This window comes from Halopseudomonas bauzanensis, assembly GCF_900114735.1.
Classification (GTDB): Bacteria; Pseudomonadota; Gammaproteobacteria; order Pseudomonadales; family Pseudomonadaceae; genus Halopseudomonas; species Halopseudomonas bauzanensis.
Genome location: NZ_FOUA01000008.1, coordinates 26,818 through 48,478, shown reverse-complemented (window position 1 = coordinate 48,478; position 21,661 = coordinate 26,818). Strand labels below are relative to the sequence as shown.

At 56.6% G+C, this 21,661-nt stretch carries 23 protein-coding genes and 1 pseudogene; 12 read left to right on the top strand and 12 right to left on the bottom strand.

The window, feature by feature from the left end; genetic code table 11:
- Nucleotides 1-3 precede the first annotated feature (3 nt).
- The 4 genes from folE to BM267_RS14930 are packed head-to-tail and all read left to right on the top strand — an operon-like array spanning nucleotide 4 to nucleotide 1,795.
- Nucleotides 4-567 carry a GTP cyclohydrolase I FolE gene (gene folE / locus BM267_RS14945; protein WP_036992835.1) on the top strand — a complete coding sequence of 188 codons (564 nt, stop codon included), beginning with the start codon at nucleotides 4-6 and terminating at the stop codon, nucleotides 565-567.
- Nucleotide 568: 1 nt separating this feature from the next.
- The gene (folX, locus tag BM267_RS14940; protein ID WP_036992837.1) at nucleotides 569-943 is read left to right on the top strand and encodes a dihydroneopterin triphosphate 2'-epimerase; all 375 of its coding nucleotides are present in this window, start codon (nucleotides 569-571) and stop codon (nucleotides 941-943) included.
- Entirely contained in the window at nucleotides 940-1,275 is a 336-nt protein-coding gene (locus BM267_RS14935) for a HopJ type III effector protein (protein ID WP_036992838.1), read from the top strand. The genes folX and BM267_RS14935 overlap by 4 nt, the downstream gene beginning before the upstream one ends.
- Nucleotides 1,276-1,309: 34 nt before the next feature.
- Complete coding sequence (locus BM267_RS14930) at nucleotides 1,310-1,795, top strand: RDD family protein (protein WP_036992839.1); 486 nt, start codon at nucleotides 1,310-1,312, stop codon at nucleotides 1,793-1,795.
- Nucleotides 1,796-1,944: 149 nt separating this feature from the next.
- Here the strand turns inward: BM267_RS14930 and BM267_RS14925 are convergent, their stop codons facing one another.
- The 9 genes from BM267_RS14925 to BM267_RS14880 all read right to left on the bottom strand — a co-directional run bounded on the left by BM267_RS14925 (nucleotide 1,945) and on the right by BM267_RS14880 (nucleotide 12,687).
- Nucleotides 1,945-2,343 (bottom strand): lysozyme inhibitor LprI family protein, encoded by a 399-nt coding sequence (locus tag BM267_RS14925; RefSeq protein ID WP_074781249.1) that lies wholly within the window; start codon nucleotides 2,341-2,343, stop codon nucleotides 1,945-1,947.
- Between the two features lie 172 nt (nucleotides 2,344-2,515).
- Nucleotides 2,516-3,424, bottom strand: coding sequence for a formylglycine-generating enzyme family protein (locus BM267_RS14920; protein ID WP_074781248.1), 909 nt, complete (start codon nucleotides 3,422-3,424; stop codon nucleotides 2,516-2,518).
- Between the two features lie 307 nt (nucleotides 3,425-3,731).
- Entirely contained in the window at nucleotides 3,732-4,655 is a 924-nt protein-coding gene (locus BM267_RS14915; protein WP_169304575.1) for a formylglycine-generating enzyme family protein, read from the bottom strand.
- Nucleotides 4,656-4,870: 215 nt separating this feature from the next.
- Nucleotides 4,871-5,779, bottom strand: coding sequence for a formylglycine-generating enzyme family protein (locus BM267_RS14910; protein ID WP_074781246.1), 909 nt, complete (start codon nucleotides 5,777-5,779; stop codon nucleotides 4,871-4,873).
- 371 nt (nucleotides 5,780-6,150) lie between these two features.
- Nucleotides 6,151-7,068 carry a formylglycine-generating enzyme family protein gene (locus BM267_RS14900; RefSeq protein WP_074781245.1) on the bottom strand — a complete coding sequence of 306 codons (918 nt, stop codon included), beginning with the start codon at nucleotides 7,066-7,068 and terminating at the stop codon, nucleotides 6,151-6,153.
- The gene (locus BM267_RS14895; RefSeq protein ID WP_036992844.1) at nucleotides 7,061-9,097 is read right to left on the bottom strand and encodes a LysM peptidoglycan-binding domain-containing protein; all 2,037 of its coding nucleotides are present in this window, start codon (nucleotides 9,095-9,097) and stop codon (nucleotides 7,061-7,063) included. The genes BM267_RS14900 and BM267_RS14895 overlap by 8 nt, the downstream gene beginning before the upstream one ends.
- Nucleotide 9,098: 1 nt before the next feature.
- Nucleotides 9,099-9,956: a DUF4123 domain-containing protein gene (locus tag BM267_RS14890; RefSeq protein WP_036992846.1), complete on the bottom strand. Its 858-nt coding sequence runs from the start codon at nucleotides 9,954-9,956 to the stop codon at nucleotides 9,099-9,101.
- Nucleotides 9,941-12,025 (bottom strand): type VI secretion system Vgr family protein, encoded by a 2,085-nt coding sequence (locus BM267_RS14885; protein WP_036992848.1) that lies wholly within the window; start codon nucleotides 12,023-12,025, stop codon nucleotides 9,941-9,943. The genes BM267_RS14890 and BM267_RS14885 overlap by 16 nt, the downstream gene beginning before the upstream one ends.
- 143 nt (nucleotides 12,026-12,168) lie before the next feature.
- Entirely contained in the window at nucleotides 12,169-12,687 is a 519-nt protein-coding gene (locus BM267_RS14880) for an Hcp family type VI secretion system effector (RefSeq protein WP_036992849.1), read from the bottom strand.
- Nucleotides 12,688-12,834: 147 nt separating this feature from the next.
- On the opposite strand from BM267_RS14880, the gene BM267_RS16835 reads away from it, so the two are divergent.
- The gene (locus BM267_RS16835) at nucleotides 12,835-12,972 is read left to right on the top strand and encodes a hypothetical protein (protein ID WP_177173414.1); all 138 of its coding nucleotides are present in this window, start codon (nucleotides 12,835-12,837) and stop codon (nucleotides 12,970-12,972) included.
- Nucleotides 12,973-12,978: 6 nt separating this feature from the next.
- Here BM267_RS16835 and lptG read toward each other — a convergent pair whose 3' ends face one another.
- Both lptG and lptF read right to left on the bottom strand, forming a co-directional pair.
- Nucleotides 12,979-14,040: an LPS export ABC transporter permease LptG gene (lptG, locus tag BM267_RS14875; RefSeq protein WP_036992851.1), complete on the bottom strand. Its 1,062-nt coding sequence runs from the start codon at nucleotides 14,038-14,040 to the stop codon at nucleotides 12,979-12,981.
- Nucleotides 14,027-15,130: an LPS export ABC transporter permease LptF gene (gene lptF / locus BM267_RS14870; protein ID WP_051611360.1), complete on the bottom strand. Its 1,104-nt coding sequence runs from the start codon at nucleotides 15,128-15,130 to the stop codon at nucleotides 14,027-14,029. Before lptF ends, lptG begins: the two co-directional genes overlap by 14 nt.
- A 160-nt stretch (nucleotides 15,131-15,290) precedes the next feature.
- Here lptF and BM267_RS14865 point away from each other — a divergent pair.
- The 3 genes and pseudogenes from BM267_RS14865 to BM267_RS14855 all read left to right on the top strand — a co-directional run.
- A pseudogene (locus BM267_RS14865) lies at nucleotides 15,291-16,778 on the top strand (leucyl aminopeptidase); the annotation flags it as partial.
- Nucleotides 16,779-17,005: 227 nt separating this feature from the next.
- Nucleotides 17,006-17,437 (top strand): DNA polymerase III subunit chi, encoded by a 432-nt coding sequence (locus tag BM267_RS14860; RefSeq protein WP_036992852.1) that lies wholly within the window; start codon nucleotides 17,006-17,008, stop codon nucleotides 17,435-17,437.
- A 3-nt stretch (nucleotides 17,438-17,440) separates the two neighbouring features.
- Nucleotides 17,441-17,929: a hypothetical protein gene (locus BM267_RS14855; RefSeq protein ID WP_036992854.1), complete on the top strand. Its 489-nt coding sequence runs from the start codon at nucleotides 17,441-17,443 to the stop codon at nucleotides 17,927-17,929.
- Between the two features lie 82 nt (nucleotides 17,930-18,011).
- Here BM267_RS14855 and BM267_RS14850 read toward each other — a convergent pair whose 3' ends face one another.
- Nucleotides 18,012-18,470, bottom strand: a complete 459-nt coding sequence (locus BM267_RS14850; protein WP_036992857.1) for a DUF4112 domain-containing protein — start codon at nucleotides 18,468-18,470, stop codon at nucleotides 18,012-18,014.
- Between the two features lie 97 nt (nucleotides 18,471-18,567).
- Between BM267_RS14850 and BM267_RS14845 the strand changes: the two genes are divergently transcribed.
- From BM267_RS14845 to BM267_RS14830, 4 genes are all read left to right on the top strand, one after another.
- Nucleotides 18,568-19,824: an RNA polymerase sigma factor gene (locus BM267_RS14845; RefSeq protein ID WP_218144736.1), complete on the top strand. Its 1,257-nt coding sequence runs from the start codon at nucleotides 18,568-18,570 to the stop codon at nucleotides 19,822-19,824.
- An 89-nt stretch (nucleotides 19,825-19,913) separates the two neighbouring features.
- A complete protein-coding gene (locus BM267_RS14840) occupies nucleotides 19,914-20,768 on the top strand; it encodes a YciI family protein (protein ID WP_051611362.1) in 855 nt (284 codons plus the stop codon).
- Nucleotides 20,765-21,124 carry a YciI family protein gene (locus BM267_RS14835; RefSeq protein ID WP_036992859.1) on the top strand — a complete coding sequence of 120 codons (360 nt, stop codon included), beginning with the start codon at nucleotides 20,765-20,767 and terminating at the stop codon, nucleotides 21,122-21,124. Before BM267_RS14840 ends, BM267_RS14835 begins: the two co-directional genes overlap by 4 nt.
- 30 nt (nucleotides 21,125-21,154) lie before the next feature.
- Complete coding sequence (locus BM267_RS14830) at nucleotides 21,155-21,508, top strand: DUF1428 domain-containing protein (RefSeq protein ID WP_036992862.1); 354 nt, start codon at nucleotides 21,155-21,157, stop codon at nucleotides 21,506-21,508.
- Nucleotides 21,509-21,661: the final 153 nt, after the last annotated feature.

Sequence of the window (21,661 nt, the reverse complement as noted above, 5' to 3'; positions counted from 1 at the left end):
CCGATGAGCCTTGAAAAACTGACCAGCAACTATCACGACATCCTCAGCAACCTGGGCGAAGATCCCGAACGCGAAGGCCTCAAGGGCACCCCGCTGCGGGCGGCCAAGGCCATGCAGTTTCTCTGCCGCGGCTACGACCAGTCACTGGAAGAGATCGTCAATGGCGCCCTGTTCGAGTCCTCCAGCGACGAGATGGTTATCGTCAAGAACATCGAACTGTATTCCCTGTGCGAACACCACATGCTGCCCTTCATCGGCAAGGCCCACGTCGCCTACATGCCCAACGGCAAGGTGGTGGGGCTGTCCAAGGTCGCGCGCATCGTCGACATGTTCGCCCGCCGCCTGCAGATTCAGGAAAGCCTCACCCGCCAGGTGGCCGAGGCCGTGCAATCGGTGACCGATGCCAAAGGCGTAGCGGTGGTCATCGAAGCGCGCCATATGTGCATGATGATGCGCGGCGTCGAAAAACAGAATTCCTCCATGCTCACCTCGGTCATGCTCGGCAGCTTCCGCGAGTCGGTCAATACCCGCCAGGAATTCCTGCAACTGATCGGTCGGAGCAACTGATATGGAGCGTCTGGAGCCCGGCATGGCGCGCATCCGGATCAAGAACCTGCGCCTGCGGACCTTCATCGGTATCAAGGAAGAGGAAATCAACAACCGGCAGGATGTACTGATCAATGCCCGCATCCTCTATCCGGCCGACAGCGCGGTGGCCGAAAACGAGATCGATCACGCCCTGAACTACCGCACCATCACCAAGGCGCTGATCAGTCACGTGGAAAACAACCGCTTTGCCCTGCTGGAACGGCTGACCCAGGAGCTGCTGGATATCATCATGCAGCATGCGCAGGTGCGCTATGCCGAGGTTGAAGTGGATAAACCCCACGCCCTACGGTTTGCCGAGTCCGTATCCATCACCCTGAGCGCCGAACGCCCATGACCGCCGAGCAACTCAAGACCCGCCTGGGGTCGCCCGAACATTGCTTTGCCGATACGCTCGCGTTCATTGAGCAGCACTATCACTATCGACCCAGCGCGTTCAGCAACGGGCCAGTACGCAATAGCGCGGAGCAGAACCAGGGCTCCTGCAAGGTTATCGCCATGGCGCTGGATCAAGGGCTGAATGATGAGCAGGCCCTGCAGTGCTTCGCTGAGCATTACCAGGCCGTGCTGGCCAACCCGGACGGTACCGAGCACGCCAATATCCGCGCCTTGATGCAACATGGCCTGGCCGGCATCGCCTTTGAACACCCGCCGCTGACCCGGCGCTGAACGATTTCGGCAAACTGACACAGACGGAGCCCGCATGGCGGTCAAGCAACTGTTACCCACCGGGGATTTCCCCGCTCCCGGCCTGTTCCGCCGCCTGGCCAGCGCTTTCTATGACCTGATGCTGATGCTGGCATTGCTCATGGTGCTGATCCTGGCCTACCAGCAGGGCATTCTGCGCATGGTTTATGGCAGCGAAGCACTGCAGGCGATGTCCGACGCTGGCACCCTGGACCGCGATCCGCTGCTGACCGCCCTGATGATCCTCGCCATCTACGGCTTCTTCGGCCTGTTCTGGACCCTGCGCGGCCAGACGCTGGGAGCGCAAGCCTGGCGGGTCCGCGTGCAGCAGCCCGACGGCCGCTCTATCACCTGGCGGCAATCAATCATCCGGGTCACCATCGGACTACTCTCCTGGCTCTGCGGTGGCCTGGGCATCTGGTGGGCATTATGGGACAAGCAATCGCGCACCTGGCATGACATCGCCTCCGGTACCCAAACGGTGGTGTTGCCGAAGAAATAAAGGCTATCCCGGGGTTCACGGAGTATCAGGCGCCATTGATACCCCGTTTCCCAAGTACGGGTTACCCGCCCTTGTACTGCGTCTCGTAACCACTGCCACAGAAGTCACAGCTCGGGCTCGCCGGCCAGCTGCCGGCGCATAAGGTCTAATCAGATAGCCAACAGGTGATCCAGATAGGCTGCTCGCTCTTCGTACCGTTTTGTGGAGCAGTGAAGAAAAACCACTTGATGTGCTTGGGCACCCTCTTCGATTTCGAATGCCTCTACCCCGCAGTCCGCTTCAACAGATTCCCCCCAAAGCTGCTGCGCCTGGTCAATCCTGTTTATTAGACGGGCTCCTAGAGATGGGTCAGCAATGTATTCCTTACGGATTCTGCTTTTCAATGAAACGAGAGCTGCATCCGTCTTCTGTTGTGCTCCTGCCCAGGCAGATTCTGCACAGGGGAGAATCTGCAGATTGTGCGTAACCTCTTCACAAGGGCTTGGCGCTGCCTGCGCTATTGTTGAATTTATAGCCAATATCAAACCCAACCAAAACCGTTTTTTCATAGCAATATCGCGTGATTATTGGCTGACTGCTCCACCAAGATCGGTGCCGAGTCGGGCTTCATTCTTTCCGAAACTGACGCGTTCAAGTGACAAGATCGAGAAAACAACCAAGGGAAACGATAACTTATATATGGTGGCATGATTTATCCCCGACCATTATTGGATTTAATCCTTATCGAATCGGCTTTGATCTGTGAACCACACAGCGGAAGCCGGCCGCTGTCAGAAAACCTTCTTGAGAAACCAGAACGGTCGGAGCCCTGGTAAAGCTGAAATCGAGCGAGCCCAGACCATGACCACGTGTTTCTTTCAACTGGCCTTCGGGGGGACCCAGGGGATCTTTTGCACCGTGACTTCCCTGATAATAGGTGTCCGAATACCAATCATTTACCCATTCCTCAATATTCCCGGCCATATCATATAAACCCAGAGGGTTGGCCGGAAATTGTTGGCCCACCGGGCAAACGCGCGTCCACGTAACACAGCCGTCCATGTTTGACGCTTCATACCCTGCGGATAACTGCCCGTCGTGTGTCGGATAGAGCCATTCCTTACTGCCACGGTTTCTGGCAGCAAACTCCCATTGCGCGGAGGTCGGAAGATCAAAAGCAAGGTTAGTTTTCTCTGCTAGCCACAGGCAGTAATCCTTCGCTTCCTGCCAAGAAACTCTTGCGGGCTTTTTTTCATAATACGATTGCCCGACGTTCTGCTCAAACGGCGCTCTTTTTATTTCTTCACCTCTTGACCTCAGGACAACGGGCCTCCCGGTTTCTATGCTGAAAAGGTCAAAATCTCCCCAGGTAGTTTCATATTTCGAGAGGGAAAAACTGGAGACAGTAACCTCATGGGCAATATCTTCAGCCGCAGCGGGAGGAAAATAAGGCAACCATTGGCCATTTTGCACTGCACCAAAATCTCCCATCACGAAGGTGCCGCCCTCGATGAACACCTGATCCAAGACTGCTTTTTCAGTAAGTTCAGAAACCATTCTATCTATATCAGACGCAGAGTGATTTGGTTGACATCCAAATACGGCGGAGCAGGTAACCGGCAATAAGATATATTTGATTACCTTAAGCATAGTCCATCTCCATGCACCTGATGCACCTGACTAAGTGAGTGGACCGATCTGGGGTCGGTCTCTTTATCAATAATACTTAATCTCATTCTTCGCACCGATTTTTTTGGCGAAGAACGCGCCTGAAGAATGCCGCACTTTTATCAAGCACTAGGCTAGCTACCTCCTGCTTGAGCTCGGGAGAAAAAGTGCGTCGCTGCCTGATCGTCTGACACCTCATTGACGACATCAAATATTCTGTTACCCCTCATACTCTCTCGCCTATAAAAGCCTGCGACACCTACTCCAGAGAAAACTAATATGATTGTCGTTACGGTGCACTGGCAAATGAACTAATCGGTTCTGTACTCTGTACTGCGCAACGAAAGCCGGCGAGACCAAGAGAGCCATCCGAAAGAGTCTCGGGATAGCTCGTTAGTGAGAAGCTAAAACTGAGAGAGCCCAACCTCAAACTGCGAATTACTTTCTCGGTACCGTCTAGCGGCCCTTGAGGGTCTTTAGCTCCATCGCTTTCCTGATAATAGGTTTCAGAATACCAATCATTCACCCATTCGGTGGCATTACCCGCCATATCATATAGCCCCAGCGGATTAGGAGGAAGGTCCGTACCTACAAAACACCTTCCAGTCCAGAAGCTACATCCTTTACCATTCCTTTCGTCGCTGTCAGGGGCTATTTTTCCATCGTGGGTTGGGTAAAGCCAGTCTTTGCTACCGCGATTTCTCGCAGCAAATTCCCATTGGGCAGAAGTGGGTAGATCAAAAGCGATACCTGTTTTATCGGCCAGCCATAAACAATAATCCTTAGCCTCTCGCCACGTTACGCGAGCTGGTTTCGAATTGTGGTATTCATCTTCTACATTTTGTACATAAGGCTCTCTGGCATATTCCTCCCCACCTCCCCGGATCATAATCGGCCCATCATGTATCAAGTTAAAAGTGTCAAAATCTTGCCAAGTAGTTTCATAAGCGGAAAGAGAATAATTCGATAGGTGCACTGTATGAGCTTTGTCGATTTCAGCTGTCGGCGGGAAATACGGCAGCCATTGACCGTTTTGCGTAGCGCCGAAGTCACCCATCTCGAAGGTGCCGCCCTCGATGAACACCTGATCCAAGACTGCTTTTTCAGTAAGTTCGGAAACCATTCCATCTATATCAGATGCGGAGTCTGATTGACACCCGAACATGCCAGAGTAGATAACGGGCAATAAGCTATATTTGATTACCTTAAGCATAGTTCCTCTCAGCAAATCCATTGTGCCGAACCACCCGGACCTGTCATAGCCATCCAAGACACCATCAAACTTGAAAAGCCGACATATAACCATAAAGCCATTACCCATGGAATTAAAGAATGCCTTAACTCCACACAATACATGAAACTATATCCTTACAGAAGCAACAGTATCACCCACCGACAATCAGGGCCAGGTCGTATGCCCCGTGATGATTAGTGAATAGATTCTGGGCTTTGAACAGCACAGCGAAAACCTGCGAGTGCAACGGAGCCATTGGAAAGCACTGCCGGCATAGCGCGCCTTGAAAAACTGAAACTCAGCGACCCCACCTCCAGACTGCGCACTTCTTTTTTTGTACCTTCTAGCGGTCCGGTGGGGTTCTTTACTCCATTACTTTCCCGGTAATACGTCTCCGAATACCAGTCTTCAACCCACTCCTCCTCATTGCCCGCCATGTCATAAAGGCCTAGAGGATTGGGCGGAAGGTTCGTTCCTACCGAACATACGCCCGTCCAGAAAATACATCCTTCACCACCCCTTCGCGCCCCGTTGGGGGTCGCTTTCCCATCATGAGTCGGGTATATCCAATCTTTGCTACCCCGGTTTCTAGCTGCGAACTCCCATTGAGCGGAGGTAGGCAGGTCGAAAGCAATACCCGTTTTATCCCTAAGCCATAGACAATAGTCCTTGGCCTCTTGCCATGTCACTCGTGCCGGCTTCCGTAAATCATGATCATGCTCCAGATTTTGCAGATAAGCCTCTCTCGGGTATTCCTCTCCCCCGCTTCGAATTACGATCGGCTTATCATGTATCAAGCTATAAGTGTCATAATCTTTCCAAGTAGTTTCATACGCAGATAGAGAGAAGCCAGACAACTCTACTGCATGAGCCTCATCTATCTCGGCGGTTGGTGGAAAATACGGTAACCACTGACCGTTTTGCACGGCACCGAAATCCCCCATAACAAAGTCACCCTCCTCAATATACACCTGGTCGCGCTCCGCTCTTGAGAGCAGTTCTACTAGATTAGATTCGAGCTCGACCTGTTCAACCCCACTATTGCAAGCACTTAACAAGACCACATTAAGCAGAGCCAATATAGCTACCCATATTTTGAGCATAACATTTCCGTTGTCAGAGCTAATATGAAACCCAGTCAATTACCTGAGTTCCCGTGGAGGTGAGGGGCGTGAAACGACTCCAATTTAGGGCAAGACTATCGGCTCCTTGTTTCAGCAAAGGCATACTGCTCCCACAAGCCCAGCGACCATGAGTACCGGTGCACCTACCGTAACGCCGACGTGAATTTTATTTGTTGTATTGCCGAACTTGTAGGTGAGACATAACCACTCGACTGGCAATACTATCCAACCGCTCTGGATAAGGTGCAAGTCGGTTTCGCTGTATTTGGGGGAGTAGACCCGCTCAGGGCCTTCTTCGCGCAGCTGAAAGGTGAGCTCGATGCTAGGGACCGGCATGCACAGGAAGAACATTAGCGAATGGGCTCTGAACTTTGAACCGCACAGCGAAACCCAGCTCTCACTAGGATGCCATCCTGAGGAATCAGTGGCGCTTTAGTTATAGTGAAACTAAAGTCAAGCGAGCCGAGCCCGGTACTCCGAAGTACCTTCTCTTTACCCTCAGAAGGCCCGGTTGGATTTTTAACCCCTTCGCTTTCACGATAGTATGTCGGAGAAAACCAGTCTTCGACCCACTCTTTGGCGTTGCCTGCCATGTCATATAACCCTAGGGGATTGGGAGGATAACGCTGCCCAACTGGGCAAATACCAGTCCAAGCATCACAGCCCTGCATATGTTTTTGCTGGTCATTGGGGGTGGGTTGACCGTCATGGGTCGGGTAAAGCCAAGCCTTGCTGCCTCGATTTCTCGCTGCGAACTCCCATTGTGCTGAGGTAGGAAGCTCGAATGAGTGTCCCGTCAGTTGCCCGACCCATAAACAGAAGTCTTTTGCTTCCTGCCACTCTACCCGGGCAGGTTTATTTATGTAATACAAACTATCAGCGTCTTGATCAAATGCTGCCCTCTCCTCTTTGCCATCAAGCCCTTGAAAAAAAATTGGTTTCCCAACACTCAATCTATACAAGTCCCACTCGCGCCATGAAACTTCATACTTAGAAAGATAAAAGCTAGAAAGCTCGACCGCATGCGCAACGTCTTCGTCAGCTGAGGGCGGAAAATAGGGTAGCCAACGTCCATTTTGTATAACACCGAAGTCACCCATTTTGAAATGACCACCTTCAATAAAAACCAGATTTTGAATGACTTCGCCTACCATTTCGGATGCGAGGGAGTCAATATCGCCGTCAGGTTTGGCGGTGCCTTCAGACGGGCATCCTGACAAGAAAAAGACGACCAGTACCAGAATGCCCATTCTAATAAAATTAAGCATATTGCCCCCCCGTCAGCTGGACATAACGGGCTACTCTGACCGGCTGATCAGACACCGCCACTGTATTTTTAAGTTTATATTCTATGAGATGCATTTCTAAAGAAGGTAGCCAATCCATCAGTTTAAACAGCCGCCTCCTATTTTCAGAATAACTTCCTTTGGAACCATCAGAGTTCATCCGCGACACCACTTCTTCAAAATCACGCCATGACTGACTAGCCTCAAGAATCAGTAAAATCGCGCGATCCCGCTTATCAGCTCTAATGGACCCAATCCGCTCCGGTGTCAACCAATAGTCATAACACACTATATCTAGCAAGGCTCCCTTTACCTCAGGAGGAGCATACATAAGCCAACTGGCGGTTCCCCTTCCAGCATCCGCAAGAATATTTTCCGCCAGTCTGATCGCGAGCTGCTCTCTTTGCATTGATGTTTTATGCAGATTAACTAGCCGTGTAACTTCTGGAACAATTTCATTCATGACTTCCTTTCCAAACCTAGCGGCTTCGTTAGCAATGGATGAGCCCGTCAACAAACCATGCATAGCAATAGCGCAGAGCTGCTTAAAGGCGCCATAATCTACGTCTTCCAGTCTTCTAAAATCCACTTCTAAAAGCGCATTGTATACACAATGCAACATTGTCAGGAATGCACCAGCCCCCACTTCAGCCCCAAGCTCTCCCGAAGCACCGGGGCCAACCACTACCCCTGCATGAACGTTGAAATAAAAACTCTGAGCTCGAGCACTCCATTTCAATTGCACTCTAGCCTCCGCCCCTAGTCCCAACGCAGCGCCAGCCCCCACCCCCAAGCTGCAAAGCGTCGTCCATGTAGGGCGGTCCTCCAGCATGTCCATCCATTCAATCGTGCCCTCCACTTTCCCATCCGCTCTAACCCCAGCGAAGGCACCTGCTTCGGCATTTGCGGCTTCGTTGCCGGTTCTTTGGGTGCCGCCGACGCCACGCAGTGTAGGAATACCATTCTCAGCGGTGACATGTACATTGGCGGCGAGGATGGCGCTGGCGCCGGCGAAGCCGGCAAGCTCAATACGGGCGAGAGCGCGGAATCTGCCCAGAGAGGCTGTTTGCAGTTGGTTGGTCTCGTCTCGATAACGGATCGTCCACTCGCTTTCTTCTTCGGCGGGCCAAGCTATTTCGCTATAAGCTTTGCCTTCTACAAGACTGGCACTGGCAGTAGCCTTGGCGGCAATGTGGGCGGTCAGTTGTTTGGGATCGTATCCTGCGCTCAAGCTCGCTCCCATGGCGAATCGCATGGCTTGCGCTTCCGCTCTGGAGATGATGGGCGGCATACCTTCGATCGGCGTCCACTTTGCATCATCGCTTTGCCATTCCAGGAGACACCAGTCAACGAACGCCTGATAAATAGGAGCGTTGAACTGGATTTTCAAATCTTTCTTAATTGTCTCGCCCAGCTTGCGCGGATCTACCTTGCCGGTAGCATGATCAAACCAACCTTCTTGTCGTGCCCGGTCTTGAGATTCGATGCTGTAGCTTCTGTGACGGCGCCAGCCGCTGTCCTTGCGCACATAAGCATAATGCCTATTCCCTGCCAGACGGCGGATTTCGGTCAGCTGAAAGGGCTGCGCCGGGTTGCTTTCGTCAATCACACGCTCGCGCATCAGTCGCTCCATAAACGCCGCTTTATGCGCCACGATGTCTTGCTCTGCGCCGTCCAGGCCGGCATAGAACTGACGAATCATCTGTTCCAAAAACGCCTCTTCCCGTTCGATCTGCTGCTGTTCCTGCTCAGTAATAGGGATGAAAACCCCTTCCTCTGCCTGGTGGATCAGATCTATATATTCGTCAGAACAGTCGCTGCAGTCCGCTACCTGACCCACAGTACGCGTCTCTCGACTTGGCTGGCCGGCAGGTAATTGAATCTGTTGTCCCGGATAGATCGTATTGGCATCCTGAACATCTGGGTTAAGGCGCATCAATGTGGCGACGGTTGTGCCGTTTGCCCGGGCAATGAGGCTGAGGTTATCACCTGATTTCACGGTGTAGGACATATCATGCCTCCCTGGCGAGTCCAAAAAGCTGTTCTTCTACCCGTCGCAATCTCGCGGCGCCCGCCTGGGTTCGATCCGTCAAAGAACTGATGATCGATGCGGAACTTATCTGATCGGGAAAAGCCCACGCCAGCTCCAGATAATGGATACAAAGATGTTCCCGATCGAACCCGTACTCATTTGCCCGCATGATCAATTGAGAAAGCCACTCACGCCGTTGCAACCCTTCCTGCTCATCAATACTGGCGCCGCCAAAGTGGTCCGCCATGCGTTCAAGAAACTGCTCTCGCTGCTCCTGCTCCCACTGTTCGAGCTGCGCGGAACGGATAGTAAACCAACCTTCTTCTGATGCACTTCGACAGTCGCCGGTGCAGTCAGGAGCAAGTTCAAACCATTCATTTTCTCTGAAGACCACCCAGGCACTGACCGGGCCGGCAAATGCACTGACTTCCGTAGCCGTGAATGAACTCAACAAACGCAGCAACCACTCAGGCGAGTAATAGCGCAAATAGGCCAATTGACCTGAGGGCAGGCGTGCGCTGATAAGGCTACGGAGGTGATCTATCAATTGAGCCATCGGCAGCTCTGATCGAATCACGATGCCCGACGTATTCCATCGGTGCTCTTCTGTCCACAGTTGTGAGTCGATCGAAGGTTTGACAAGACAGGGGCTCACTCCCAACGCCGAGGCGTGTCGTGTACCGCGATAAAGCTGCTCCAGCTGCGGATTGCTATCGTGCTCATAAACCAGTCGGGGAGCATTGAGCAGAGCGCCGTCCAGTAGCAAATAAAGGCCATCATCAGCCGCAGGTAGCTCGCCATAAACCACGTAACGAAGGTGGCTCAGTTGCTCAGGCATGGGCACGCCTCCAGCGAACAGTTGCCGTCAGGCTGACGGTGACATTGGCTGCTCAGCAGCAAGTTGTCTTTCGCAGCCGCTACTAACCGCTCCGGACTATTTGCCAATGGCCATTGAGTGATCTGACCTGCGGCGTCTGAATCCGCGGCGCCCGCGATTGTCGGAAGCAACGCCGAAACGCCGCTGCCATTTGCCGGACTGCCACCCGAGTTCATCCGCACCTGTGGCCCGACCAAAGTGACTCCGCTGGGATCGATCTTGATGAAACTGCCGCCGGCTTTAAGGGTGATTTCCATGCCGGCTTCGATAACCATTTTCTGGCCGGCCTTGAGGTGTATTTCGCGACCGGCGGCCAGCAGATGTGCAGTGCCGAGTTTGACGTGCTGGTTATTGGCGACGGTCAGGTGGTCATCGGCCTTGATTTCGGTTTTGCGGTCGGCATGGGTGGTGCGGTGTTCTTCGGCCAGCAGCTCGGTGTAGCTGTTGGCTTCGACGCGGTCGTGGCGCTCATTGCCGACGCGGATATGTTGGTCGTTCTGGATGTTCTGATCCCAGTCGCGCTGGGCGTGGATGAAGATCTGTTCTTCGCCAGCCTTGTCTTCGATACGCAGCTCGTTGAAGCCGTCGCCGCCGGGGCTGCTGAGGGTTTTAAAGACGCTGCGAGTTTTGTGCTCCGGCAGGCTGTACGGGACCTGGTGGGTCTTGTGGTACAGGCAACCGGTGATCAGCGGTTGATCGGGGTCACCTTCGAGGAAGGTGACCAGCACTTCCATGCCTATCCTTGGGATGGCGATGCCGCCGTAGCGGTCGCCGGCCCAGTTACTGGCGACGCGGAGCCAGCAACTGGTTTTGTCGTTGGCCTGGCCTTGACGGTCCCAGTGGAACTGGACTTTGACGCGGCCGTGTTCGTCGCAGTGGATCTCTTCGGTTTCGGGGCCGGTGACGACCGCGGTTTGGGTGCCGTTGATGGGGTGCTTCTTGTGCTGCGTTGGCGGTCGAAAGATCACGTCCCAAGGGGTGGCGGTGAAGGTGTTGCGGTAGCCCTGGGTGAAGTCATCCCCGGGGTTGGTGACGCTGGTCACCGATTCTTCCAACACTTGGGGCTGTTTGCCTTCGTGGGTCACAGAGGTCAGCAGCCAGAGATCATTCCATTCCTGGCGTGGGTGCTCGGTCAGGGCCAGAAAGTGGCCGCTGATCAGGGTTGGCTGGTCGCTGTCGCCTTGCGCTACACGGTAGTCGCTGCGGTGGGCTTCGAGGGTTCTGGTGGCCAGGTGTTGGCCGCGGGTGCGGTCTTGGAAACGGCCGGGGTAGTCGTAGTCTTCCAGGGTGGGCAGGGCTTCGCTTTGCGCTTTGCTTTCCATCAGCAGGCGCGGCTTTTCGAAGTTGTAGTCGCGGCGGCTGACGTGGCTGGGGCGGGTTTGCAGGCGCAGGTTGAAGCGTTTGATGACCGGCTCGTCGGCGACCATGCCGCTGCCCTGGTTGAAGCGGGTCGGGGTCAGTTTGGGGAAGACGGTCTGGTCTTCGCCGAACACCAGCTGGTGGCCTTCGGGGCTGTGCTGGAAGTGGTAGTGGATGCCTTCTTCTTCACATAAACGCTGGATGAAGTGCAGGTCGGTTTCGTTGTACTGGGTGCAGTAGATCCGCTCGGGCCCGTCTTCGCGCAATTGGAAGCGGAACGAATCAGTGAAAATGCCGTGGCCCTTGAGCACCTCGGTGATGATCTGCGGCACAGTGCGGTGCTGGAAGATGCGCTGGTTGGTGGCGTGCTGCAGATAGGCCAGCCGAGGGACCAGGGTGATGCGATAGCGGGTCAGGCGTTTGCCGGATTCGCCTTGGGCGACGCTGTGGATCAGGCCGTGCACGCCTTGGTCCGGGCCGGCGTAACTGAGAAATGCCGGCTGGTGCAATAACCCTTCGATATCCAGGTCCGGCCGTTCGCTGACCAGGTCCAGCTCAAAGCAATAAGGCTGGCTGATGGCTTCGGTGCCTTGGAAGGCCAGCACCTTGAAGTCGTGTTCCAGGTGCGGAATGGCGAGGCTGAAGTGCGCGGTATTGGCCGGGGCGAACATCCTGTGTTCCTTCTTGGAGACTCTGGAAAACCATCGCGCGTGACCATGCCGGGTGACGCGTTGCGTTTTCCAGAAGCTCCTTGCATGTCATGGAAAAAGCCATCGACCGGAATTCCGGTCGATGGCATCGATTACTGCGCGGCTCAGGCAGAGATCGGGGTACGCCAGTCATCAGAACCGGAAGTGCCGGATACTTCGTGGGTCCAGACGATCTTGCGGTAGGTGAAATAGACGTCTTCCAGATGGGTGAAGTGCGACAGGTTCGGATCCTGGCAATTCGGCATGCGCGACTGCACATCCACGATGATGGCGTCATGCAGTTCGATGGTGAAGTAGTGCTCCTGAGTGCCTGTGGATGAGGTGCGGTACCATTCCAGGCGGCACTTGTTCAGGCGCTCGCCGGAAGTCAGCGAGTTGAAGATCAGCGGGGAGGACTTGTCGAAGACCTTGGTGATCATCAGCGGCTTGTGGACGCGCTGGCCGGTCGGCTGGCCGGATTGCGGATCGCGGGGAATGATGACCTGATGATCGAAGGCCTGAACCAGGATCTGATCTTCATGACCTTCCTGGAAAATGTTGCCGACCGAATCTTCGGTGAAGGTACCGGCGGTAATGAGGCCCTGCTTGGTGCCTTCGATGGTCATATACGCGGGTGTTGGCATGATGCTCTCCTTGCCTGGATTGAGTGGATCACAACGATCCGGGACCAGACGTATTACAAGAGCCGTGCCAGCTAAAAATAGTTAATATAAATCAGTAGGTTACTAATAATCTGGCAAGCCCAGCCAAGCTACTGTGAACACCATCACATGAAACTGCGCAAGAAGTTGCGCAAAGCTGTGCAAGTTCTTGCGCATTGCCCTGCAGGCCTTTCAGAATACGGCCTGCAGGATCGCCGCAACAGGATTATCAATGATCCGCTGTGCAATAAGTTGCCCAGCGGATGATCAGGCTCAGCCCGCTCGACGCATCAACCAGCCACCCATCACGACCAGTATCAGGATAGGTAGTACCACCGCGATCAATGGCGAGAAACCGAATACCAGACTGGATGGCCCCAACAGATCCTGCAGAATACGGAAGCTGAAACCAACCAGCACCCCGGTAAAGACGCGCTGCCCCAGTGTGACCGAGCGCAGCGGGCCGAAGATGAAGGAAATGGCAACGAAGACCAGCGCCGCCGTGGTCAGTGGCTGCAGCAGCTTTTTCCAGAATGCCAACCAGTACTGGCTGTTGTTCAGGCCCTGCTCGGCAAGGTAATTCTGGTAGTGCCAGATACCGGTCAGCGGCAGCACGTCAGGATCGAGCAGAACCACCCGCAGCAGCCGTGGAGACAATCCCACATCCCAGCGCTGCTGCTCATGTTGCTCGACCCTACTGGTGCCATCAACGTCGAACAAGGTGGTGGCGACCTCTTCCAGCAACCAATGCTCGTCCTGAACGCTGGCCCGCTGGGCGAAGCTGGTCTCCAGCAGTTCGCGCTGGTCATCGAAGCGATAGCGGGTGATGCCGTGCAGCACGCCGTTGGGCTGCACCGCATTGATATGGATGAAGTCGTCACCTTCACGGTGCCATAGCCCCTTGGATTTGACCGCGTCGCCGCTGCCAACCGCCAGCGCCCGCCGACTTTCCGCCAGGTTTTCACTGTAGGGCGCGACATACTCGCCCAGCAGCACGCCGGCCACCATCAGCACCAGCAGCGGCTTGAGTACCGCGCCCATGATCCGGGCGATGGAGACGCCCGAGGCACGCATGACGGTCAGCTCCGAATTGCTTGCCAGCGTGCCCAGCCCGATCAGGCAACCGACCAATGCCGCCATCGGCAACAGCTCGTAGAGGCGGCGCGGGCTGGTCAGGAAGATATAGGTCAGCGCTTCGATAGCACCATAGTTGCCTTCCAGGTCTTCCAGCTCGCTGATATAGGCGAACAGCAGATCCAGGCCAACAATGATCAGCGCCACCGTCAGCACACTGAGGAAGATCGATTTGCCGATATGGCGATCAAGCAGTCGCATGCTGGTCTCCCGCTGGGGCATTGGGTGCGGTCAGGGCACGGAAGTTGAGCAACACACCGATGGCCAGGAACAAGCCATGGACCCACCACAGCCCCAGCGCTGCCGGGGTCTTGCCGGCTTCCATCCAGCCGCGGGCGCTGACCAGCAATGCCAGGTAGGCCATATACAGAATGATCGCCGGCAGCAGCTTGAGAAAGCGACCCTGCCGCGGATTGACCCGGGACAGCGGCACCGCGAAGAACGCCACAATGGGCACCAGCAGCGGAATCGCCAGACGCCACTGCAGCTCGGCGCGGTCCTTCAGGTCCGGGCTATCCAACAGCCGAGCGGATGGCATCGCCTCGCGGTCGGTTACCTCCGTGACCACCTCCGGCTTGGGCAGTAGTACGCCGTAGGTATCGTATTGGATAGTCCGGAAATCCGCCGCGCCGGGACGACCGTCATAACGATAGCCGTTCTGCAATACCAGATAGCGACTGCCATCCGCATTCATCTGCTGTCGTCCGGTTTCGGCCACCAGCACACCGACACTGGCATCCTCACCCGAGCCAGTACTTTCAGCGATGAAGATGGTTTCCAGCTCGGTGCGGTCATCGGACAACCCACCGGCGTAGGTGACGCGCTGACCGCTGCCCAACGACTGGAAACGACCCGCCGCCAAGGTATCGAACTCGGTCATGGCATCCTGCTCATTGAACAATTGCTGGGTCTTGAGTACGCCGGCCGGCGCCACCCACAAACTCAACCAGGCCACCAGCAACGCCACCAGCAACGCTGGGCCCTGGGTATAGGCGAGGATCTTGCGATCACTGACGCCGGTCGCCGACAGCACGGCCATCTCGCTGTCCAGATACATGCGGCCGTAGGCCAGCAGGATGCCGAGGAACATGCCCAGCGGCAGGATCAGCACGACAAAACCTGGCAGGCGATAACCCATGATCATGAACAGCACACCGGGGTCCAATTGCCCCGCCGCCGCCTGGGCCAGGTACTTGATGAAACGCCCACTCATGATGATCAGCAGCAGCACACCGCTGACGGCCGCAAGGGTGGTCAGTACCTCACGACTGAGGTATCGGAATATGATCACATTGGTTTCCTTGATTCCGGGGGCTTTAAGGGCTCTCGGGAATAGGCCAGAATGCAGCTACAGCGTGACTGTCTGCAGTTGTTCGGCCAGCGTCGGCACGATGCCGGTCATAATGGGCTGCATTATCGGTCAATCCACACGATTTGTCTTGGGGAGCACCATGGAGTTCAACGTCAAACACGGCGCACCGGAAACCATCAAAACCGGTTGCCTGGTCGTCAGCATCAACGAAGCACGCACCCTCACCGGCACCGCGGCCCACCTCGACAGTGTCTGCGGCGGCCAGATCAGCGCTGCCGTCAAGCGTGGCGACATCACCGGCAAATCGGGGCAAACCCTGATGCTGTTCGCCCTCCCCGGCATCAGCGCCCAGCGTGTATTGCTGATCGGCAGCGGCAAGAAACCGGCGTTGAGCGATCGCGACTATCGCAAGTTGCTGCAGAAAGCCGTGGCGATTCTCAAGGATGGTGGCGCTACCGACGCGCTGCTCACCCTCAGCGAGCTGCCCGTCCAGGGCCGGGATCTGTATTCCCGGGCGCGCCTGGCGGTGGAAACCATTCGCGAAAGCCTGTACCAGTTCGATCAGTACAAGAGCAAGAAAGCCGACAAGCCACGCTTGAAGAAATGCGTGCTCTGGTCGGCCGACAAGGCCGACGCCGGCGTACTCAAACAGGCCGTCGCCCACGGACAGGCCATCAGTGACGGTACCGACCTGACCCGCACCCTGGGCAACCTGCCCGGCAATGTCTGCACCCCAACCTACCTGGCCAAGGAAGCGAAGGCGCTGGCCAAGCAGTTCAAGAGCACCGAAGTCGAAGTGCTGGAAGAGAAGGACATGCAGGCACTGGGCATGGGCTCACTGCTGTCGGTCAGCGCCGGCAGCGCCGAACCGGCCAAACTGATCCGCCTCAGCTATCAGGGAGCGGACACCAAGACCCAGCCCCATGTGCTGGTCGGCAAGGGCATCACCTTCGACACCGGCGGCATCAGCCTCAAGCCCGGCGCTGGTATGGATGAAATGAAATACGACATGTGCGGCGCGGCAACCGTACTGGGCGTGTTCAAGGCGGTTGTCAGCCTGCAATTGCCGATCAATCTGACCATACTCATCGCCGCCGCCGAAAATATGCCCAGTGGCACCGCCACCAAGCCGGGTGACATCGTTACCAGCATGTCCGGCCAGACCATCGAAATCCTCAATACCGACGCCGAAGGCCGTCTGGTGCTGTGCGATGCGCTGACCTATGCCGAGCGCTTCAAGCCCGCCAGCGTGGTCGATATCGCCACTCTCACCGGCGCCTGCATCGTTGCCTTGGGTAGCCACACGACCGGCGTCATGGGTAATAATGACGTACTGGTAGAGCAACTGCTGGATGCCGGCAAACAGGCTGACGACCGCGGCTGGCAACTGCCGCTGTTCGATGAATATCAGGAGCAGCTGGACAGCCCGTTCGCGGACATCGCCAATATCGGCGGCCCGAAAGCCGGCACCATCACCGCCGCCTGCTTCCTGTCACGCTTCACCAAGGCCTACCCCTGGGCGCACCTGGATATCGCCGGTACCGCCTGGATCAGTGGCGGCAAGGACAAGGGCGCCACTGGGCGGCCAGTGCCCTTGCTGACCCAGTATCTGTTGAATCAGGTGCAGGGCGGAGGCTACACGGCGCAATCCGGGAATATTGACCACACCGACCTGCGCGTGCCGGGCCGGTAACGCCAGACCTAGACCGTCGATAGCCAGGGATGGCTATCGCGAGCTACAGGGATGTACTTGCCGCGTGTCTGTGACCGGCGCTACCGGAGCTGGCAACACACGAACGCCGAGCCGTCGATATTTCCGGAACCTAACCGCACTTCCCACAACCAACGGCACCCATGACCCGAATCGACTTCTACATCCTCAACAGCCCCAGCCCCGACGCCCGCCTGCAATATGCCTGCCGCCTGGCGCACAAGGCCTGGCAGCAGAGCCGGCATGTCTATTTGCATTGCGCGGACGAGGCCGAGGCCAGCCAGCTGGACGACTTGCTGTGGTCATTCCGGGCAGACAGCTTTCTGCCGCACGCCCTGCATGCCGACCAACCTAACGAGGCGGTGGTCTGTGGCTGGGGAGATGATCCGACACCCCACCATGATCTGCTGATCAATCTCAGCGATGACACCCCCGATTTCTTCAGCCGCTTCAACCGTCTGGCGGAAATATTGGTCGAACACGACCCAATCCTGGTTCCGGGGCGGGAACGATTTCGTTTTTACCGCAAACGGGGCTATCCTCTGAGCACACATCAGATACGGATAGCAGGATGATGTATGACGCAGCGCGAACCAACGGACCCGTCTCGCTTGCTGAAAGACCTGGAGTCCATCCGCACATTGCTGGATGAGCCTTCCTCCGGGACGGATCAGCAACCAGACCTACAGCTCGACATTCCTCTCTTGCAGGACATCATCACCTCCGGCAGTGACGCGCCGCCCGTTGTCACGCCAGCGGCAGCGCCTGCTTCCCTCAAGGTAAATCCTTTCCTCCCCTACGAATCACTGGCCCGCCTCGCCGGCGAGCGAGTGCATCTTGAGCAGTTGCTGCAGCAGAGCATGCAACAGCCCTCATCCGGCGGGCTGCATACTGGCGCGCGGGAGGTACGAATGGAGGCTCGCCTGCAGGCCGAAGCGCAACTGGTCATGCAGGATGTGATCGACGAGATCTTGCCGGTGATCGAGGCGGAATTGCGCAAGCGGTTGAGCGCCAGGCTCGAGCAGCTGATTCAGGAACAGTTCGCCCAGAGGTCGGTGAACAGCTGAGCCAGACGGTTGCTGCGCGGAACAAGTGAGAGGTGTATTCATGCAAGCGGGACTCAATATAACCTGATCAACTTCCCCGCTTTCACAGCAATATCACCACCCCGCCAATAACCACGGCAAACAGCACAGACAAACCAACCAATACCTTCCAGGGAAAAGTTGCCGGGGGCGGCTCTATGGCGAGTTGCTCGTTCAGATAGTTTCTCAGCAGGCGAGTATTGCGTGTATTGGCCTTGTAGATAGCATCGAAGGCATCCCCCACCACCGGTATCAGGCCACCAACAAAGTCGATGCCGATGTTACGCAGCATCTGCCGCTTCACCTTGCTACTCGCCCCCGCCCGCTGTGCTTCCAACAGCACGTAGCCAGACATTATCAAGCCAATCAGATCACCAATACCCGGCACCAGGCCAATAATGGCCTCGATTCCGATCTTGAACCGCGTGAAAGGCAGACCAATGCTGCTATCAGTGAAACGGCTGAACTTATCGAGCCGCTCGAGTATGGCGCGTTGTTCGGCTGCGGATGGCTGCTTGGGCATCATGGTTCCGGTAGCAAAAGGGTGTCAGATCAATATAGGCTCAATATTCGCAGCAAGCCTTGCCATACTGCAGTTCACGACAGATGAGCTATCGACTATGAGTGTCATGCCCGCTTCTCCCGCCCACATCGAGCAGATTTATCGGGACCATTCGCGCCGGGTCCTGGCGACGCTGATCCGCTTGCTCAACGACTTCAATCTGGCCGAGGAGTGTCTGCAGGAAGCCTTCATAGCGGCTCTACGGCAATGGCCGCAGAATGGCATTCCGGATAACCCCACCGCGTGGCTGATCAGCACCGGCCACCGGCGCGGCATCGACCAGATCCGCCGCAACCAGACAGTGCGCCGCCATGCCCATCTGGTGGAGTCTGACGACGACCCATCGACGGTGGAAGCTGACGAAACACCCATCGATGATGATCTGCTGCGATTGCTGTTCACCTGCTGCCATCCAGCGCTGGCCATGGAAGCGCGGGTAGCGCTGACCCTGCGGGAAATGTGCGGCCTCACTACCGAGCAGGTTGCCCGTGCCCTGCTGCAGCGACCCACCACTCTGGCGCAGCGCATCGTCCGCGCCAAACGCAAGATCCGCGATGCCGGCATTCCCTACAAGGTGCCGGACCAGCATGAGCTGCCGCAACGGCTCCCCGATGTGCTCAAGGTGATCTACCTCGTTTTCAATGAAGGCTACTCACGTAGCGAAGGGCAGCATATCCTCGATGTCAGCCTCGTGGATGAGGCCATCCAGTTGGCCGAATCACTCGCTCGGCTGCTGCCTCACGGAGAGGTGTTCGGGCTCGCCGCGCTGATGTATCTGCAGCACTCGCGCCGGGATGCCCGCCAGGACCAGGATGGCGAACTGGTCACGCTGGAACAGCAGGATCGCAGCCTCTGGCGCCAGAAGGATATTCGCCTCGGCCTTGATTGGCTGGCCCAGGCGCTACGCCTCACGCCCGTCGCTCCTTACACCCTGCAGGCTTCCATCGCAGCGGAACACGCTACCGCCAAGAGCGCCAATGACACCAACTGGAAGCGGATCGTCCTGCTCTACGACGCCCTGCACCGGCAACAACCGTCCGCGGTAATAACCCTTAACCGGGCTGTGGCGGTGGCCATGCGCGACTCACCGCAGGACGGGTTGCGGCTGCTGGAGCAACTCAACTCCAGCAAAGAAGTCCTCAGCTATCACCTGTTTCATGCAGCGCGCGCCGATCTGCTGCGCCGTGCGGGCGACCTCGAATCGGCCCGACTGGCCTACCAGCAAGCACTCACACTGGTGGTACAGGAGCCGGAACGGCGTTTTCTGGCGCGCCAACTGCGCCTACTGGAAGAGCAACTCGCCAGCCGATCATAAAAACTTCATCAGAAAGTCGATACCGCTGTCGATCTGGTTCACATCCGCACGACTCAAGGGTAACTACCCACCAGAGGAGAGCGATAAAAATGAAATTCATGCTGATGCGCAAAGCGGACGAGGACACCGAAAAAGGCTCGTTGCCATCCGATCAGGTCTATCGAGCCATGCTCGATTACAACGAGCGCATGATCCAGGCAGGTGTATTCCTGTTTGGCAATGGCGTCCGGCCCACCAGCGAAGGTTGTCGCATCGCCTTTCGCAACGGTGAAGCCACCGTCACCCGCGGCCCTTTCACCCCCGTCTCGGACCAACTGGCCGGTTATTCTGTGCTGGAAGTGGATTCCCTGGAAGAGGCCATCGACTGGGCCAAGCAGTGGCCATGCGAAGACAGCAATGGCAACGTCACCCTGGAGCTACGGCGCTACTTCGAGCTAAGCGATTTCGAACCCGGTGCGCTCAAGGATGAGCATCAGCGTCACACCAGGCTGCCGATGGAACTGAACATCCACCTGTCATTCCCCGGCAACTGCCGTGAAGCCATGACCTTCTACCAGCAGGTCACCGGCGGCGTCCTGGAAGCCATGATTCCCTATGGTGAAACGCCCGCCGCCGCGGAAGTGCCGGCCGAGCTGGCCGACCGGATCATCCACGCCTCCCTGAACATTCGTGGCCGGCGCCTGATGGGCGCAGACATGGCTGGCGATTGTCATCAGGCGATGCAGGGCAGCTGCGTCCATCTGGAGTTCGACACCCTGGAACGCGCCGCCGAAGTATTCGATCAGTTGCAGCAGGGCGGTCAAACGATCATGCCCTTCGAAGAAACCTTCTGGGCCAAGCGCTTCGGCATGACCACCGACCGCTTCGGCACCCATTGGATGATCGGTTACGGCACCGGTCAATGTCCCCAAAACGCAAACACAGAGGAGGTTAACGCACCATGAAATATGTCGCGCTGGTGTACTACCAGGAGAGCCTTATCGAAGCCATGACCGAGCAGGAATGGCATGACCTCAACCAGGAATGCATCGCCGGGGTCGAACGGCTGACCGCCGAGGGCAAGTACGTCACCGGTCAGCCACTGCAACCCGTAACGACCGCCACCACAATCCGGGTGCGCAACGGCGAGACGCTGATTACCGATGGTCCCTTTGCCGAGACCAAGGAGCAGCTCGCCGGCTTCTACCTGCTCGAGGCCAATGACCTGGACGACGCAATCCGACTCGCCAGCCGCATTCCGCCGGCGCGCCTGGGCAGTATCGAAGTACGGCCCACCCGTGAACTACCACCGAAAGACTGAACATCCAGAACAGCGGAACAGGAGATCGACATGAACTACATTGATGGCTTTGTCGCCGCGGTGCCCACCGTCAATCAGGAAGCCTATATCCACCACGCCCGCCTGGCTGCTCAGGTCTTCAAGGAACATGGCGCACTGCGGGTAACGGAGTGCTGGGGTGATGATGTGCCCGAGGGCCAGACCACATCTTTTTCCATGGCCGTGAAGCGCCAGCCCGAGGAAACGGTGGTCTTTGCCTGGATCGAATGGCCCTCCCGCGAGGTACGGGATGCCGGCATGGCCAAGGTCATGGAGGACCCCCGCCTGCAACCAGACGCCAATCCCATGCCCTTCGACGGCAAGCGCCTGATCTATGGTGGCTTCCGCATGCTGTTGGATGAGTGAGCCTGTTCCACCCCCAGCCGGGAACTGTCAGCAGGGAAAACAACCCTGGCTGAAACGGGTCATGCGCTGAAGCATGACCCGTCTACCCTTCCCAGGCTCCTGCCTTGAAACTGCAATAGCCACGTAACACAGCCTTCCTATAGTGCCACGCTA

Coding starts and splice junctions, on each gene's coding strand:
- BM267_RS14890 (WP_036992846.1), bottom strand. CDS start 9,956: ATGCCTGAGCAACTGAGCCACCTTCGTTACGTGGTTTATGGCGAGCTA.
- lptG (WP_036992851.1), bottom strand. CDS start 14,040: ATGCGACTGCTTGATCGCCATATCGGCAAATCGATCTTCCTCAGTGTG.
- BM267_RS16835 (WP_177173414.1), top strand. CDS start 12,835: ATGAAACTGCGCAAGAAGTTGCGCAAAGCTGTGCAAGTTCTTGCGCAT.
- BM267_RS14840 (WP_051611362.1), top strand. CDS start 19,914: ATGAAATTCATGCTGATGCGCAAAGCGGACGAGGACACCGAAAAAGGC.
- BM267_RS14925 (WP_074781249.1), bottom strand. CDS start 2,343: ATGAAAAAACGGTTTTGGTTGGGTTTGATATTGGCTATAAATTCAACA.
- BM267_RS14900 (WP_074781245.1), bottom strand. CDS start 7,068: ATGCTTAATTTTATTAGAATGGGCATTCTGGTACTGGTCGTCTTTTTC.
- BM267_RS14845 (WP_218144736.1), top strand. CDS start 18,568: ATGAGTGTCATGCCCGCTTCTCCCGCCCACATCGAGCAGATTTATCGG.
- BM267_RS14895 (WP_036992844.1), bottom strand. CDS start 9,097: ATGTCCTACACCGTGAAATCAGGTGATAACCTCAGCCTCATTGCCCGG.
- BM267_RS14880 (WP_036992849.1), bottom strand. CDS start 12,687: ATGCCAACACCCGCGTATATGACCATCGAAGGCACCAAGCAGGGCCTC.
- BM267_RS14920 (WP_074781248.1), bottom strand. CDS start 3,424: ATGCTTAAGGTAATCAAATATATCTTATTGCCGGTTACCTGCTCCGCC.
- BM267_RS14915 (WP_169304575.1), bottom strand. CDS start 4,655: ATGCTTAAGGTAATCAAATATAGCTTATTGCCCGTTATCTACTCTGGC.
- BM267_RS14835 (WP_036992859.1), top strand. CDS start 20,765: ATGAAATATGTCGCGCTGGTGTACTACCAGGAGAGCCTTATCGAAGCC.
- BM267_RS14855 (WP_036992854.1), top strand. CDS start 17,441: ATGACGCAGCGCGAACCAACGGACCCGTCTCGCTTGCTGAAAGACCTG.
- BM267_RS14860 (WP_036992852.1), top strand. CDS start 17,006: ATGACCCGAATCGACTTCTACATCCTCAACAGCCCCAGCCCCGACGCC.
- BM267_RS14910 (WP_074781246.1), bottom strand. CDS start 5,779: ATGCTCAAAATATGGGTAGCTATATTGGCTCTGCTTAATGTGGTCTTG.
- BM267_RS14935 (WP_036992838.1), top strand. CDS start 940: ATGACCGCCGAGCAACTCAAGACCCGCCTGGGGTCGCCCGAACATTGC.
- BM267_RS14850 (WP_036992857.1), bottom strand. CDS start 18,470: ATGCCCAAGCAGCCATCCGCAGCCGAACAACGCGCCATACTCGAGCGG.
- BM267_RS14885 (WP_036992848.1), bottom strand. CDS start 12,025: ATGTTCGCCCCGGCCAATACCGCGCACTTCAGCCTCGCCATTCCGCAC.
- BM267_RS14930 (WP_036992839.1), top strand. CDS start 1,310: ATGGCGGTCAAGCAACTGTTACCCACCGGGGATTTCCCCGCTCCCGGC.
- BM267_RS14830 (WP_036992862.1), top strand. CDS start 21,155: ATGAACTACATTGATGGCTTTGTCGCCGCGGTGCCCACCGTCAATCAG.
- folX (WP_036992837.1), top strand. CDS start 569: ATGGAGCGTCTGGAGCCCGGCATGGCGCGCATCCGGATCAAGAACCTG.
- folE (WP_036992835.1), top strand. CDS start 4: ATGAGCCTTGAAAAACTGACCAGCAACTATCACGACATCCTCAGCAAC.